Source organism: Shewanella sp. 492, assembly GCF_059338445.1.
The window spans coordinates 1,018,419-1,035,347 of record NZ_CM181702.1 but is presented as its reverse complement, the minus strand read 5'-3'; the positions used below and the strand labels follow the sequence as shown (position 1 = coordinate 1,035,347).

Below are 16,929 nucleotides of genomic sequence, written 5' to 3'. Positions count from 1 at the left end.
CGGCGTGCAATAGTTAACGTGTGGTGGATTGTGCGGCCACCTGCTGGCGGGCATAGTAAGCGGCACCAAATTCTGGCGGCGCGATCACCGGCGCGATGTTGGCCACAACATCGCTATCTAACCAAGGTGCTAACGGTTCGGCTAAGCCCCCAATCATTGAAAAACGTGGTGGATTAAGCTCAAACAGTTTATGGGCCAGCTGACTTAAATAAGCGGCGCCTTCGGTCACAATCGCTTTGGCGACCTCATCATTATCATTGGCACAGGTTAACACCGTCCGTGCCAGCGTGGCATAGCTGCTGGAGGATTGTCCGGCTAAATGCGCCACGATACCCATGGCATCGTACACCTTAAAATATGCCAGTAAACGCTCAGTTAGCGCCGTTGGCGGCGCAAAGCCATCGAGGTGTAACAGCACTTGTTCGGCCGCTTTTAGCCCTAACCAAGCGCCGCTGCCCTTATCGCCTAACATAAAGCCATGGCCACCCAGGCACAGAGATTGCTCACCGACATGGGCATAACCACACGACCCCGTACCCGTTATGATAACCGCACCATCGCCTCCATTATGGGCGCCAATGCAGGCGGCGTGTAGATCGGTTGTGACATACATCTGCGCAAAGGGATGCTGCCAGTTTGCTACCTGCTGGTATAGGTGCGGCACATTAACCCCTGCTAGCCCTAATCCGGCAATGAGCTGGCGGCTATCGCTTAAGGCTAATCCTGCATCGGTTAACGCCAGCGCGGTCGACTGTTTAATCGACTCAAAGGTTTGCGACAAACCATGAAGTGGATTAGCGCGCCCAGCAACGCCACTGCCTAAAATACGATTGTCTGCAGCATAGATGGTCGCACGGCATTTACTTCCCCCACCATCTATACCTATGTATAAGGGCGTATCCTTCGTCTGATTCAATCCCATTACGGACCTCTTTTACCGTGTTAATATCCAAAATTACCGTTAATCGAAACCATAACTTTGGGTCGCTACTGCAAGTTAATACAATGTTACAATAACAATGACAGCGTTGTCATTTATTTTATTGCTATCGATAGACAACTAACATGCCATCTAGCATCGAATTGATTATTGCTCTTGATATTGCAAACTTCGCATCGAAAACGTAAGTAAAACCACATCAAAAAGGCTCCGTCATGCCGCGGCTTGTTGATGGTGGAGCAGGAAAAGAGTGACCTTGATAGTAGGTTGTCACTCTCAAATTCAAGCAGACTAATTGACGCTGAGTATGCGCCCTTTGCGCTGCCCATCCGCCGCCACGCCTCTGACCTCGACTTTGCCCTCAACCTCGACTTGTTGAGTATAGGGTTGCCACTGCCCCCCATTCAGTCGGTATTGGGCCTGCAAACCAGGATAGAAGTGGTTAATCTGCAACATGCTATTTTTAATACGCGCCCCTAGGGTCGGCACTCGATAGGCAATATTGGCCATATCAAGTTTTAGCAACTCTTTATGACCAAGCGTGTTGGCAAATACCTGCCATTGAGCCAGCTGCTTGGCGCGCATATCATCAGTAAAGAAGCCGCTATCTTGATGATAGATAGCCCCTTGGTACTGATATGGCACTTCCCAGTCGGCTTGATGCCAAGCACGCTCGGCCAGTACTAATAGGCGCGGAAAAATCATATATTCGGCAACATCGTCACTGCGAATGGTCTCACTCCATATTTGCCCTTGAAGGCCACGAAATGTCACCCTTTGGGCTAAGGGACCACTGAGACGTTGTCCTTGCTCATTGAGTTTAATGGTGTCGTCAGCGATAAAAGGTTGGCCTTCGATATTGGTCCACTGCTCGGCGTTAGCGGGGAGGTTATCGGGCATAAAGCTAAAAATCTTGCGCTCGTTGGTATTACGACTTGCCCAGTAATAGCCATGCTCTTTCGGATCGGCCTCATAAGGAAAATCGAAATAGAGCACCTCAGGATTACTCAGCACTGTATGCCACTGTAAATTAGCTTGTTTATGTGCACGCTTAAAACCGTCATGGGAGATCACATCCCAAATATTACTCTGGGTAGTGGCTGGCATCCGCTCTGGGCGAGTGTGGCTCATGCCATCGCTCCACCCTGCTGCCTCTATGCCTTTTTCAGCCAGCATATTGGCAACACGCTCAATAAAGTAGGCGCCATAATCTTGCTCACTGGCCACGCCTTTATCGTTATTGCGTAAAAACGCTTGGCATACTGGCGACTCAATCCAAGCGCCTGCCGTTTCATCGGCGCCAATATGGTAGACGGTCAAGGGCTGGCCTGCTTGCTGGTGTAGCAGGGCTATCTCATCGACCACTTTGCCGACAAAATCAAATGACGACTCCAGACACACGTTAAGCGTATTATCGTCATAATATTGGATTGAGGCGTATTGTGTGGTGTCCTGAGGATCGATTAAACGATATTGATTCGCCGCCGCAATATCACCTTTTGCCAACAACTTACGATAGCGCGCCTCCATCGACTTAATGGCTGCGCGCGAATGTCCTGGCATATCCATCGAGGGGATCACTTGGATTTGGCGCGCGTTAGCATATTTAAGGATGTCGATATAATCGGCTTTAGTGTAATAACCATTAACAGCGCTCGCGGCGTCGGGACCACTGCCAAGCTGCGGAAGCAGACAACGATTTTCCTGCAAGTCATGGCAGCGTTTACTGCCAATGTCGGTTAATTCGGGCAGGCCATCAATCTCTAATCGCCAGCCTTCGTCATCGGCCATGTGCAGGTGCAGCTTGTTAAGCTTATAGGCTGCCATCTGATCGAGCAGATCTAAGATAAACTGCTTGCTGTGAAAGTTACGCGCCACATCGACATGCATGCCTCTAAATTCATATCTTGGCTCATCTTCAATCTGCATGGTATTTACGCTAAGCGCATTCACATCGATAAGGCTAGTGAGCGAAGCGATACCATAGGCGTATCCCGCATCATCGCCAGCGCGGATCGTAATGTTCTCCGGCGCGATGGAGAGCTGATAACCGCCTGCCATAAGTGGTTTCGTTAAGGGGCGTAACGTCAACGAGATCCCCTGGTTTTGCTCGGTAACACCAAGGCGCTCAAGGCGTGCCAATGCTGCATCAATTGCGCTACGCTTGACCTCTGTAGCTGATAACTTATAGCCAGAGCTGAGTGACACTGCTTGTGCATCACTGTCGATAATTTGCGATTTAGGTGTAGGAATTATGGTGTTAATAGCAAGTGTTGGCTGCGGCTGTACCTGGGCATTGGCCTCAAATAACACCTCAGCCCTGGCCCATTTAAGCGTATCGGTACCGCTGCGCTTATATTGAGTTTGCTCACTGACAAATGCCACGGCGTAGGGGCGCGTCTCCATGCCGGTGTCAGGATCGATACCCAAGCGAGTACTGGCAATCACCTCAGGCTCAAGCCCTGACGCCACAATATAGTAATTAGGCATCGCATCCGTTTCAGATAATTGCCATAACTCCCCGAGAAAATCCACAGTATATGTTTGCCCGGCCTCAAAACCGGCAAACTGCTCGGTGGGGGTAATTTTATGTAGATCACCTTTGACATGGGTAATAGCAAACTGTGGTGATGACTCAGACAATTGCTGCGGTGGTAACACCGCCTTAACGGGCCGCAGTTGGCTGTAATAAATCGCCCAGTCGCGTGCTTTAAAATCAATTGCCGATGTAAAAGTGATTTGCGCGGCAAAACAGCGTCCATCGACACCGCTACTGGTACATTGCTGCGGATAATTAGTCAGCGTTGCATAGGTAACGGCCAAGGTGTTGGCAAAATCATGCAACTGCTGTTGCGATATCGCGCCGTTTTGAGACGCTGTCGTACTGATAGCTGCAGCTTTGGTCGTAGTGGCGGGCTGAGGATCAGATAGAAGACTTTGTGGAGATGAAGACTCGAGTGATTTTGGGCTACACGCCGCACTTGATAAGGTGAGCATCACCGCGAGAGCGGCAAGATTATTATTCATGGACTTCCTCTATTATCTTATCCACAACGCGCGATACCGAGTTTGTGGTTTTATCCATACTCATTGGAGCGATACGATTTATGATTAACCCAGTGCCTTTGCATGCTAATGAGGGTGAATAATGGTTTCACGACAGCAACTTTAAATACCGTTAGCCACTATGACGCTTCGCTACCAATCACTAAAAATAGCCATAAAAAAATGCTAGGTGCAGTAACTGTTATTCACAGAATAAAGCACCTAGCTATCTCTAGCATCTGGGGAGAGACTATAGGAAACATCAAACACAATTACGCTTGATTGACCCAAGCGGTAACTGCCAAACACATGCATGTAAGAGACCTCTTCCTACATCATGCAAACCTTACAAACAGAGATGCCACACAAGCAAATGACAACGCTGTCATCTGTAAACTTACACAACAAAAAACAGAATATCTACATTTTTTTGACAAAACATGCTTTTTTTAACTTAATCATTGATATGTCCATCCAGATTGGCACAATCTAGAGTTACAAAACAAAGCAACAATTCCACGACAATACAATCAACAATTGATAACATCGTCGTGTTACTCTTAAATGTAACCCAAGCGAGGTTAATGGTGCGGTTACAATTGAGCTCAGTTTATTCGACCATCACGCCTAGGGATGCAATGCTTACGCGAATAAAAAATACGTTAACAAACATACACATGAGCGCCGCAATTACTTATTTTGGCGCAAAGAAAATAATTGCTTAATGACTAGACATTATGGTGCCAATAAAACCGGCTCTTACTATTTGGGGTAAAACGAGCAACATTAGCTCGATTAGCAAAATAACAATCAAAGTAAAATGCCAAATAAAAAACATTAAATTAATAAAACTAATTAGCGTTAGAGATAATGTTAAAGGCGGCTATTTGACTTTAGCCAACTCAAACTAACGCCTATGCATTGAATAAAGGTAACCTGCAATGACACAAATCGTACCGCTTTCCTCACAAAAACACTTGCACTTCAAGTTAGCTCAATCAACAGACTACAGTCGATTTTCAACTCAGCACTTAATCCCTGTTGTTGCGCGAGAGATCCCCAATTTAGCCGCTGAATTCCCGATTGTGTTTGTGAAAAATAGCGAGACTGGTCAATTTACCCCTGTGGCAATGATGGGCATTAAACCTAAAATAAACCTCTATTGTCAGTCTGCAAAATGGCATTCGCCGGTAACCCCATTAGGGTTTAGTAATGCTCCTCTGTCCATCGCAAAAACATCTGCACAAAGCGATGAACTCATCATCTGTATCGATGAGCAGAGCCCCTTACTCTCACAACATGAAGGGATCAGACTCTTTACCGATAATGGTGAACAGACCGACTATCTTATTGCTCGAACCAACGCCTTAATGGATATTGCAGCACTACATCAACAAACACAGGCTATATGCCAATATCTGGCTGATAAAAATCTGCTTAGCCCTCAACAACTCACCATTAAGGGAGGCGAAGACGTACAACACATCAACATTAGTGGCGTATATGTTATCGATGATGAAAACCTTAATGCTATCAGTGATGACGACTTTTTAGCTCTTAAAAACAAAGGATTGCTGCCCCTTATCTACGCTCACAGAGCTTCGTTAAACCAATTAGCAAGACTAATTGCTGAGCAGAATAAATACGACAGCCCACAATAACTCATCACGCGATGATCTAGTGGGGATAAATCGTCATTAACACTTGGTGATATAACACAAAGTCATATCGCCAAGCGCTTCGTTTAAATCTATTAGCAGCGGCTTAAAATAAGTCATTAACCTAGCCATCATTAGCGGTAAGTCGCCCAGCCTCCTACCAAGCCACTTTTGCGCTCACCGTGATGATAACGACACTCTAAATCCCCATGTATTAGCTTTTCAAGCTGACCTATCAAGCCTAATAGCAAGAGTTTTAGCCTTGCCATGCTGCCAATAAAAAGCCCAGCAGATGCTGGGCTTATGACGATAGATCATCAGAACAGAGATTAGAACCTAAGTGCTACACCCACCTTGTATCGAGCTTCACCTTCGAAGCTCCACACTGGATAATCGGCTTTAAATTCAGGGATAACCTCGGCATCTAGCGGAGCTACACCGGTTTGAATGCTATCTTCTTCGGTTAAATTAACCGCTTCGAAGGTAATGTCCATCCAATCAGTAATACTGTAGTTCATGCTTAAGTCGAGTGAACCATAGTCTTCATGTTGACGGTTGCCATAAAATCCTGGCAGTTCACGCATCATGTACTCACTACGCCAGTTGTAAGCCAAGCGAGCATTGAAGCTCTCCATCTCATAGTAACCGACTAAGTTAACAGTATGCTTAGACGAGTCAGAGAAGACACCTACTTGATCAGGATAGTTCTCCGCTGGTGAACCCGCATCGGCAAAGGTGTAGTTAACCGAGTAGCCAAAACCATTGTCATATGAGTCTTGAAGTTGTAATTCAATCCCTTCGATACGACCACCATCGGCATTGTACTTTTCACTGACGGTCCAGCAATCGTAAATTCCAACGCCGCATTCGCTTCCACCTTGAGCGATAAGGTTATTGTCTTCAATACCAATCTGCTGCTTCAACTCTTGACGAGTGGTAATAAATGAGCTGACATCTTTAATAAAGTAAGTGACCGACGCTAAGCCTTCACCGCCAAAATACCACTCTAAGCTAAGATCTGCTTGCGTGGCTTTAAACGGGTCTAATGAAACTGAGCCACGGTTTAGTTTTTCATTGCTTGGCGTGTTGTCATTCCAGCCTGGTAAGGTTGATGTAGCAAAAAGCTCAGAATAGTTAGGACGCGATATAACTTGCGCCGCAGAGGTACGTAAAATCAGATCTGGAGCTAAATCAAATGCGATATTCACACTTGGCAACACATCGTTATAGCTAGACTTATCAGTACTCATCTCATCGGCAAATTGGCCTGAATCACTCAATGCATAGTAATCTGATTCGACATCGGTAGAGATAAAGCGCAAACCAAAGTTACCGCGAATACCATCGGCCTCAAAATTCGCCATCGCGTACGCCGCGAAGTTTTTCTCGTTCAAGGTTCCGTAACCCGACTTATCGCGAGTAAAGCCATCAACAGCGGCATATGCATCATTGATCATCGCATCAAAATTGGGCTTAGGTAGCGTAAAACCAGCACCTGAAGAGATGGTACCAGAATAATAAGCCGAGGCGTCTTTTTCGGCGATATCACCCACAATAGCGGCATCAGTTTCTTGAGTCACATCATGGTCGGCGTAGCGCACACCGGTTTTAATTGAAGTAATAGCCCCAAAGTCAACCGGGAAGGTTAAATCGACTTGCGCATAAGTCTCTTCATCTGTATTAGGTTGTTTTTTCAATGCCCAACCAGCCGTTGCCAGTTTTTCATTAAAGTCACTGGCATCAAAATCTTTATTTGCAATATCGATAAGAATCTTTTCGCCGGTAGCATCATAGTGGCCAGCAAAGTCACCGGGTTGACCAATTGAATTACCATAATTAGACGTTAGGCTTGTACCACCGTCTGAACTGGTATTGCCAACACGGCCTTCTAGAGTGAAATTATCCGCTTCATACTTAAAGTCAAAGTCATAGGTGTCTGACGACATCTCAGCTTGACGAGCCCAAGTTTGTGCCCATGCAAACCCGCCTTCACCTGTATGAGTAATATCAGTACAAACACCGGCTGCATTGGTTTGATTACAGGTACTTACACCTTGTTGAGTTGGAAACAAGAAAATAGAAGTATTAGCGTTATCCGCCTTTAAATCCATACTGGTTACCGTGAGGCCAAACTCTAATTTATCTGTAGGACGATACTGCGCTGCAACGTTATATGCCGTGCGCTCTCTGTCTTGTTGGAATGTCGTGGGGACAATTTCACCCCAGCCCAATAAAGTCTCGATACCATTGCGTTGATATTCAGTTTGAGAGCCTGCTGCCGACACTAGAATACCGAAGTTTTCGTTGTCATTTTTCCAACTGTATAGTCCTGAAAGCGCCGGATCGGTCTCTTCTGAGATCGTTCCGTAATCCCCTTTAGCACTGAGGAACACAGTGTTAGCATCTAAATCTAACGGCTTACGGGTCTTAACGATAACTGTACCGCCAATACCACCTTCGGTGATATCAGCCTGTGAAGACTTATACACCTCAATACCGCTCACCATCTCTGGCGGCAATAGTGAATAGTTAAAACTACGGTCAATAGCCTGTTGATCGAACCAGCCAGTTGAGGCAACTGAATGACCATTGAGCAGCGTGCGGGTAAGTTGTGATGAAGCGCCACGAATAGACACCTGCTGCCCCTGACCAAATTGACGATTAACAGTCACACCAGGAATACGCGCTAAAGACTCACCCACATCGCCATCGGGAAATTTACCAATATCTTCAGCGGTCACTGCGTCGACAACGGCATCAGAGAAGCGTTTAGCGTTGATGGACGCCTTCATTGATGCACGTAAGCCGCGCACTTCGATTTTTTCAATATTATCGGTATTAACAGTTTGTGCCTCAGCTTCCGCTGCGATGGCTGAAACCGACATTGCGCCGCTCATGAGTAGTGCAATATTTGTAGCTAGTATACTTTTCTTAAAAGTAGATGGTCGCATCTCGTATCCCTTCCATAACTTTATTATCGTTTTAGTTTCATGCCCATTCCCTCAACAGGAATGACAACGCTGTCATGTGGGTACAAAGATTACACAACAATTAACAGTTGCGCCACAATAAAATAACCAAAAAAACTTAAATATCGTCTAACACATCACAAAGCCAACAATAACTTGTTTAGGAATAAAAATATAAGGCATTGATAATATTAATTAAAAGTAATCGTGAATTTACTATTCGTTAAGAAGAATCGTTCGCATAAAATGCTAAAATCGATTTGATGATTGCTTAATTCGTTAAAAATTAGCAATATTGTCGGTAGGGGAAGTGAGATCTGCTGTGTCGTCATACAGTACATCGTTTGAATAAAGTTAAATTCTGTAGACTGCAATTAGCAGCTATCACAATGAGTGACCACTAGATGAAAGTAACCATAAATGATGTTGCCAAGTACGCTGGCGTCTCGATAAAGACGGTATCCAGAGTCACCAATAAGGAGCCGTCGGTCAGGCAAGCGACCATTGATAAAGTCAATCAAGCCATTACAGCGCTTAACTACCAACCAAACCTCGCTGCACGTAACCTAGCCGGAACCAAATCCTATGTCATCGCTTTTGTGTATGACAACCCTAATGCTTACTATGTCATTGATATGCAAAATGGTATTTTATCAGCTTGCAAACAAAGGGGGTACGAGCTACTGATCCACCCTTGTGACGCAACGTCAGAAAATATCTGCCAAGAACTAACAGATATGGTACGCCACGCACGCCTATCGGGCTTAGTGCTAACCCCCCCTCTGTCAGAGGATCCCAAAGTGCTCGCGGCATTGGATAACATTAACGCTAATTATGTGCGTATTATTGCCGGTGAAGCGGCGGATCAATATGGTGGCTTAACGGTATTAGTTAACGACAGGCAGGGCGCGGTATCGATTACTCAGCATTTAATCGATCTTGGCCATCAACATATCGCCTTTCTTAGCGGTGATCAGCAGCATGAATCAACAAAAGAGCGCTTAGCTGGCTTTAAGCAAGCGATGCAAAACAACCAGTTACCGGTTAATGAAACCTATATCATTAATGGTCAATACTCTTTTGAATTTGGGGTTGAAGGTGCCAAAATATTGCTTAGCAAGCCAGATAGACCGACTGCTATTGTCGCCTGTAACGATGAAATTGCGGCAGGCGCCTTATTTGCCGCGCGTTTAGAGGGCGTTTCGATTCCTGCAGAACTGTCCATTGTCGGCTTTGAAGACAGCCCCTTTTCGCGGCAAACTTGGCCTAAACTCACCACGGTGCATCAGCCAAACGATAAGATAGCCCAAACCGCTACCGAGCTGTTGATTGCACAGCAAAACAAACTAAAAGATACCCCCACCGAGCATATGTTTATGCCAGAACCAGTGATCAGAGATTCTTCTGCGAGCCCGCTGTCATCCTAAGTGTTAACTTGACTCAAGACGCGCCATGCAAGTACTAAAAAGCCGTTGTTCATTACAACGGCTTTTTAGTAACTTGAGGATCCGCAACAGCAAATAACGAACTGTCCCAGTAGCGAAAGGCCTGTCACGTGATAGAAGTTACAATAATTACACTGCTTCTTCGTTTTCTTCACCGGTACGAATACGGATAACGCGCTCGACTTCAGTCACAAATATCTTACCGTCGCCAATTTTACCCGTTCTAGCGGTATCGACTATCACTTCGATAGCCTGCTCTAGTTGTTCATCTTGGATAACAAGTTCAATTTTCACCTTAGGTAAAAAATCGACCATATATTCGGCGCCACGATATAATTCGGTGTGACCTTTCTGGCGCCCAAAACCTTTGACTTCAGAAACTGTCATGCCGGTAATGCCGATTTCAGCCAGAGATTCTCGTACGTCATCTAACTTAAATGGCTTAATTATGGCTTCAACTTTCTTCATCAAACGCTCCCTTTAACTTTATTTGGCAATAACAACATGTTGTTATTAGCTTACCACGCTATATGATTACGCAGAAGTTGAATATCTACGATACCAAGCAGAAGTAATATCCGCAGCTAAGAACAATATAAAACAATGCCAGATAACAAATCGGCACTAAGCCACGCCAACAACTATACTTTACATTCTGTGACCAATTATAGCCTAGTCAATTTAACCACCCCTACAACGCTTTTACTCAATTGAATCATCGCAGGATGCGATGATCATGTATGCACAAGGATGATGTATGGATAAGCATTATGGATTTAACCTCATCGAATTAATGGTGACTTTAATTGTCGCCACTATCTTAATCGGCATCGCCGCACCAAGCTTAAGTAACCTTTACGATGCACAGCGGGCAAACAGCTCGATTCGAGAGATTCAACAAACATTACAATTTGGCCGAAATGCAGCAATAAGCTATGGATTAAGAGTCACTATTTGCCCACTAAAAGATAACCAATGCGATGAAAATTGGCAAAATGGCTTATCCGTATTTACCGATTCTGGCGTAACCAATCAACTTGATGCTAATGACAAGTTACTATTAAGCACGAGGCCCTTTCACCCACGAGATACTGTTGACTACAACCGTGCCGCGGTGCGCTTTCAACCGGATGGTCTTGCATCAGGAACCAACGGCACACTCACTTATTGTCCGACATCGGCTAATAACCCCAACTCCAAAGCCGTTATCGTCAATCAGGCTGGGCGAGTACGATTTTCAAATAAACAACAGATTAGCTGCATTAAGTGATGCCAGTTCCCAACCATAAAATACGCTGTCACTTACTTGTCTGTAACGTATTTAATGCCAATTTATTAGCATTAAAAAGAATAAGTTATATATACTGAAATTGAAAAAGTTCTCGCTTATACTAAACCCGTTAACCACGAGGACAATATCAATGCGATATCTGCAGCAAGGGTTCACCCTAGTCGAGCTCATGGTCACGATAGTGATCGCTGGCATATTACTCACTATAGGCGTTCCCTCTTTAATATCCGTTTATGAAGACGTACGTGCCAGTAATAATATTGAAAAAATTCATAATGTCATGGCTTTTGCACGCAACCAGGCAATTAGCTACGGCACTACCGTCAATGTCTGCCCATTTGCAAGTGCAACGTCGTGCGGAACGACAACAGATTGGAGCGGTGGTGTAAGGGTGTTTATTAATGCAAATGGCGCCGATACTGAATTGAGGGCGATCGACAGTTTTAATAGTCAGGATGCTATAACAGGGCCTAACGGTAACATCACCTTTTCATCAGAAGGCTTATCATCTGGAGGAACGATTATCTACTGCCCCAACGGTAACGCCGCCTCATCACAGAGTATCGATATTAGCAGCAGCGGGTTAGTATCTTATGGCGCTACTGGTATTAGTTGCTCATAAACAAGACTAAAAATAATAAAAAAGCCCTGTACATATTACGACTCAAAAGTCTTAATATGTACAGGGCTTTATATTAATAGCGAGTGAAGATTATCTTAATGTTCGCTCATCTAATGCTTTAGAATTATCGCTACTAAACATTTCAGTTAACGGTACACACTCAACAACATCTTTAATGAAATATTTCTTACCCTTAGTATCCACTAATTGTTTACCGGGAAGCGATGCGATTTTAAGTGCCACTCCTTGTAGTTTCCAGCGATAAAAAACCACCTTATCTGCTTTAGCGGTAATAATATGGCATTTATAATCTTGCTTGGTATTCCCCGCCGCAGCTAGAACGAAAAGGGGCGTTGCACATAGTATTGCGATAATCAATTTCATCATTTCCAACACTCCTTAGATGGCCCTTTAACACCCGCTGATGTCATGGTGATAGTTTTACAGGTCGAATCTCTGCTAGCTTGACTCCCCTGCGCCGTCGCTGTGATGGTAAAAGAACTGGTACCTGCCGAGGTGACAGAGTAATGACCCGCTTCGGTCACAAACGGGCTTGCAGCAAGACCAAGCTTAGTCATGTCTGTCGCATAGGCACGGTTATCTAAATAGTACTGTTCTTGTAAGTTAGCTATTCTCATCACAGCAGCAACCCCCTCAGCACGACCACTTTTAGTAATATAGTCAATATATGAGGGGTAAGCGATTGACGCCAAAATACCAATAATAGCTACCGTAATCATCAGCTCTATTAGGGTGAAACCTTTTACTTTTTGCATTCTTAATTACTCTCATCTTGATGATAGTAAATCTTATTGGTATTTAAACAGGCATCAAGATTAATTGTTCCGGTACAATTAAACCCATTATCATCACACATACCTTTACCTATAATTAAGTACGCAGTGCTTTCGCAATCGATTGCAGTTCCATTATTAGGAGCCTCATCATCCTCACAATCCAAACCTTCGCAAGCAGGGGCTGTAATTATTTTAGGGGGCTGCGGAATACAGTTATCACAGACTTCTATATATGGTGGGATTTCAGTGTCTCCTCCATCAGGATATTCTTCTGAATACCGTCCTCCTCGGTGTAAATCTAATGTATATAACTTGCCTACAGAAGAAACCGAACATGAATCTGCATCCGGTGCAGGTCCTGTTGGTGTAAAGGAAGTAAAATAAACTTTACCACTAATAATCACCGACGGAGACAAACTTTTTTCTCCAACTCCGGCAAAATCATAGTACCAACCTCTTTTTTCACCAAAAGCTATGTTTTCACTTTCTGACGCCGGTGAACTAGAAGTAATGTTGTAAAGGTTATCTGGATAGCTAAGCGGGGATGGTACCGATGTTCCACCTGAACCAAACTGCTGAGTAATCACATGCCTATCCTGAAAAACAAAAAACATATCATTCGTTGATGTACTTAATGGATCAGCCCTATTACCAGTACCTAAAGTCACAGCATCATATGGTACATTTTGATAAGCAACAGTCGTTGTTGTGCCAGATTCATCTGTCACTGTTACGTTTGATGTATTAGTAAAATAGGTTTGCGCGACGGTTGGTTCGTAAAAAAATCGCCTATCATTATTACTTAGTGCGCCACCAACCTGAGCAAATTTAAATCCACTCCAAGTTGTCTTTTCATCCGAAGGCATATCCATGCGCCACACATTTCCACCAAGATCTGCCGCATACAGCCTATCTGTCACTCCATCACTATCACTATCTAAAGTCGCTATAGAGCCAACGATAGAGTCTTCAATATTCGGTAAAGATGTGGCACCTGCAGCCCCAAATGAGTGAATAAGTTTACCTGTGGAAGCGTCAACTATATACACCATTCGTCCTACAGAATTTTTACCGCCGCCGCTATCATAGCCAGCATTATACCCACCACCAAAAATAAGCACCGGGCCTTTAAAACCAGGTATTGTTGTCACCACTGGCGTTGACCAGGTTTGGCCTAAATCAGCAAAACCATTAGTCTCATTAGAGATCTGCCACATAAGCTTAGGTGACGCTCCTGATACATCTAATGCATAGTAGGACTGACCACCACGGCGCATACCAAAGAATAGCCAAGCTTTATTTATCGCCCCACCATTACGTTCGACATGGGCGACTGGAGACCCATCAAGACCATAGACACCATGCCCCACAGAATAATCATTTCGTCTAATCACACTAATATTTGGTAATAATTCGTAAGGCAAAAAAGCCCAATCTTCAGTTACATCATCGCCTACATCTTTAAACGCGTGCATCACTCCATGGTTTGTACCTACAAAGATCATAGTATAGTCACCATAATCGATTGCAAGCGGTTGAGAGTGAAGTGGATCACCCATGATGTCGGCTCTTACGCCGTTAATGTCTATTGACGTATACTCTTCTGGAGTACCATCTTGATTGTAAGAGGCTACGTCTACATTCCAGCCTTGAATCCACTGAAACGCTTTAATTAATTCTTCATCTGCATTATCTACGGGCAACCCCATATAAGTGGCTAAGTTGCTCTGATCACCAGCCTTCGATGAAAACATACTGATAGTATTCGTAATACCCGCAGCATTAGCAGAAAACTCCGTCAACCCATTTAAATCGCTATATAAAACGCGCTTACTCGGAATTATACTTCTTGCGGCTCCCCCAGCAGCAACAACATTACCGCCATCGACAGGGCCATTAGCATCTGTATACCCGCTTTTATCACCCTGAGCACTGCAAGTACTCCATACTGTACAGGCAGTATTAGCAATACCTCCCGACGTGTCGATTGCAGGGTTACCGTTAGCATCGACTAAACCACCACTACTATTAACTTTTAACTTCTTGAGATTACCCGTCCATTTAGGACTTTGAGAAGGCTCAAAAAGCGCATAATAAGCAGAATCAAGGGTACGTGTAGGATCGGCACTACTAAAAGCAACACCTGGCGCTGAGAATCGCTGGCCGACACTATCTATTTCACCTATAAGCCTAGTGATGACTTCGATTAATTCAACTGTATTATCCGCTCTTGAATAAGTGCCTTTAAGCCCATTCTTTGGGTCACTTGAACGGTTTGCGGTTTCTATGAGCAATGGTTCTGCAGAATCCTTATCCTCACCTAAGCTAAAACCGACAGTGTGGGTAATGACACGTTGAAATCCATCAGCAGATGAAATATCTGTATTAAACATATATTCCGCCAATGCAGGCATAAAGCTTTCTTTTGCAGGCTGGCTTCCTTCTGCATCTTTATAAACAAACCCTTTCCCACCTAACCCCTCAATCAATGTATCGGCATTTTTATCAAGTACCGGAGCCCCATCTGTAATGTAGATAACATGAGCAACTTTATTGCACTTGGATAAAGGTGATCTATAGCCTCCGCCAATTTCGATACCGGTGTCATACATAGGTTGATTCGCAGTATACTTGAAACCACGGCCGTTATAATTTTCATCGCTATGTCCAAAGTGGATTTTATCACCACTAAAATAACGATATGCCTCATACAACGTTTCACATAAAGGAGTATTTGTCTCTGCAGGAAGATTGGTAATAGTATTAATTAACGCTTCTTTTTCTGCTCCTGTACGTTGTTTTATCCCCGCAACGATTCGGCCACCATCACTATCTCCTTCATAAGGAAAGTTTAAGTTAAACACCGCCAAACCAAAATCAACAGAGGGAACAGTACTGATCACACTTGAGATTGCTGTTTTAGCTATAGCCAAACGGGTTTGATCAGGGAAGTCTCCTGAAGCTGAGTCACCGCCCTCAGCTGCTTTTTGGTAATGCCGATACCAACGGAGATAGTTAGCTGTATATAACGTAACAATTTCACCAGTATTAAAACCGTTAACTTTTGCTACTGGCCCCCAAGGGGCATACTCTTTCTTCTGCCCGTTACCTGTAGTTACTCCATCTTGAGGATAACCATCTTCAAACCCGGTGTTGGGTAATGAATCTTTATTATTACTGAGATTTTTAGCAGAAATATCCTCATAACAATCAACTGGATTATTCTGCTCCTTACCTGAATTTTGTTTGATTGGTTGCCAAGTCCCAGCGCCGTTACCTTGGGTAATGTATTCCCGTATATAACCGGAAAATCGTCCATACTTTTTAAGTGCTGTTCGGGCCTCGGCACACCCGTTTATTAAATCGTTAAAACGATTTGTTTCAGAAGGGCTATCAGGAATACCTAAACCCGCTTCATCAATGCCTGTACCCACAGCAAAATAGATCATCCCGTCATCATAAGAGTTTGAACTATCCATTGGAGTATAAGTTGTACTAGGTTCATATCCTCCGGGCAATCCCTCAACCATTGTATCCATACTGCCTGAGTTATCAAAAATAATAAGCACTTGAGGACGAACGTTATTTTCAGCAGGATTTAAATATAAATCCGTATCGTCAGCCAGTGATTGCACAGGTACAGACAGTGCAGCGACTAGGCTTGCACATAATATTTTATTAAACTTCATACTCCACTCCCATTGAGCACTTTCTGCTCAACACCTGTAACCACAGTAAGCTGACCTAACTTATCCCGACCAAAACTTACCTGACTAGATATTTCGATACGTCGACATTTAAATAAATCGGTACCACTTGCATCAGCACTTCGCTGACAAGAAACATTCTTAGGGTCTACTTTTAGGCCTCCAGCACCATCATCAACAAGAGGAAGAGGGGTCAACACTTGAGTTCCACTTGAATAGCTATTGCCATTGTCAATACTAGTCATAGTAGCTAAAAAGGCAGGGGTTTTATTGAGCAATACCGCTGCCACACCGCCATCAGCTAGAGCCTTAGCTTCCACTCGTTCTGCACCAGCACCTGCCATTCGCAGAGATTGAGTTGAATTAACCGCCAAAGCAACTCCTATTACCGTCATTATGATAAGTACAATCAGTGAAAAAAATAACACTACACCTTTTTGCTTTTGCATATTCAT

General features: G+C 44.1%; 12 protein-coding genes. 4 read left to right on the top strand and 8 right to left on the bottom strand.

Annotation, left to right across the window (positions count from 1 at the left end):
• Positions 1 to 13: 13 nt before the first annotated feature.
• Complete coding sequence (gene nagK / locus AC5YBX_RS04575; protein ID WP_494519811.1) at positions 14 to 922, bottom strand: N-acetylglucosamine kinase; 909 nt, start codon at positions 920 to 922, stop codon at positions 14 to 16.
• Between the two features lie 309 nt (positions 923 to 1,231).
• Positions 1,232 to 3,967: a beta-N-acetylhexosaminidase gene (locus AC5YBX_RS04570; RefSeq protein WP_494524429.1), complete on the bottom strand. Its 2,736-nt coding sequence runs from the start codon at positions 3,965 to 3,967 to the stop codon at positions 1,232 to 1,234.
• Positions 3,968 to 4,926: 959 nt separating this feature from the next.
• On the opposite strand from AC5YBX_RS04570, the gene AC5YBX_RS04565 reads away from it, so the two are divergent.
• Complete coding sequence (locus AC5YBX_RS04565; protein ID WP_475516123.1) at positions 4,927 to 5,646, top strand: SapC family protein; 720 nt, start codon at positions 4,927 to 4,929, stop codon at positions 5,644 to 5,646.
• A 326-nt stretch (positions 5,647 to 5,972) separates the two neighbouring features.
• Here AC5YBX_RS04565 and AC5YBX_RS04560 read toward each other — a convergent pair whose 3' ends face one another.
• Complete coding sequence (locus AC5YBX_RS04560; RefSeq protein WP_494524428.1) at positions 5,973 to 8,594, bottom strand: TonB-dependent receptor; 2,622 nt, start codon at positions 8,592 to 8,594, stop codon at positions 5,973 to 5,975.
• A gap of 422 nt (positions 8,595 to 9,016) precedes the next feature.
• Here AC5YBX_RS04560 and AC5YBX_RS04555 point away from each other — a divergent pair, with 422 nt between their 5' ends.
• Positions 9,017 to 10,039: a LacI family DNA-binding transcriptional regulator gene (locus AC5YBX_RS04555; RefSeq protein ID WP_494524427.1), complete on the top strand. Its 1,023-nt coding sequence runs from the start codon at positions 9,017 to 9,019 to the stop codon at positions 10,037 to 10,039.
• Positions 10,040 to 10,186: 147 nt separating this feature from the next.
• On the opposite strand, the gene AC5YBX_RS04550 is transcribed toward AC5YBX_RS04555, so the two are convergent.
• Positions 10,187 to 10,525, bottom strand: a complete 339-nt coding sequence (locus AC5YBX_RS04550) for a P-II family nitrogen regulator (RefSeq protein WP_110456541.1) — start codon at positions 10,523 to 10,525, stop codon at positions 10,187 to 10,189.
• 289 nt (positions 10,526 to 10,814) lie between these two features.
• Here AC5YBX_RS04550 and AC5YBX_RS04545 point away from each other — a divergent pair, with 289 nt between their 5' ends.
• Together AC5YBX_RS04545 and AC5YBX_RS04540 are read left to right on the top strand one after the other, a co-directional pair.
• Positions 10,815 to 11,327: a GspH/FimT family pseudopilin gene (locus tag AC5YBX_RS04545; RefSeq protein WP_494524426.1), complete on the top strand. Its 513-nt coding sequence runs from the start codon at positions 10,815 to 10,817 to the stop codon at positions 11,325 to 11,327.
• Between the two features lie 151 nt (positions 11,328 to 11,478).
• Complete coding sequence (locus AC5YBX_RS04540) at positions 11,479 to 11,970, top strand: GspH/FimT family pseudopilin (protein WP_494524425.1); 492 nt, start codon at positions 11,479 to 11,481, stop codon at positions 11,968 to 11,970.
• 90 nt (positions 11,971 to 12,060) lie between these two features.
• Here the strand turns inward: AC5YBX_RS04540 and AC5YBX_RS04535 are convergent, their stop codons facing one another.
• Genes AC5YBX_RS04535 through AC5YBX_RS04520 form a run of 4 tightly spaced genes read right to left on the bottom strand, consistent with a single transcriptional unit; the run spans position 12,061 to position 16,923 of the window.
• Positions 12,061 to 12,357 carry a TapY2 family type IVa secretion system protein gene (locus AC5YBX_RS04535; RefSeq protein ID WP_494519819.1) on the bottom strand — a complete coding sequence of 99 codons (297 nt, stop codon included), beginning with the start codon at positions 12,355 to 12,357 and terminating at the stop codon, positions 12,061 to 12,063.
• Entirely contained in the window at positions 12,354 to 12,746 is a 393-nt protein-coding gene (locus tag AC5YBX_RS04530; protein ID WP_494524424.1) for a type IV pilin protein, read from the bottom strand. Before AC5YBX_RS04530 ends, AC5YBX_RS04535 begins: the two co-directional genes overlap by 4 nt.
• A gap of 2 nt (positions 12,747 to 12,748) precedes the next feature.
• Positions 12,749 to 16,456, bottom strand: coding sequence for a pilus assembly protein (locus AC5YBX_RS04525; RefSeq protein WP_494524423.1), 3,708 nt, complete (start codon positions 16,454 to 16,456; stop codon positions 12,749 to 12,751).
• On the bottom strand, positions 16,453 to 16,923 hold the full coding sequence (locus tag AC5YBX_RS04520) for a pilus assembly PilX family protein (protein ID WP_494524791.1): 471 nt from the start codon (positions 16,921 to 16,923) through the stop codon (positions 16,453 to 16,455). The genes AC5YBX_RS04525 and AC5YBX_RS04520 overlap by 4 nt, the downstream gene beginning before the upstream one ends.
• Positions 16,924 to 16,929 lie beyond the last annotated feature (6 nt).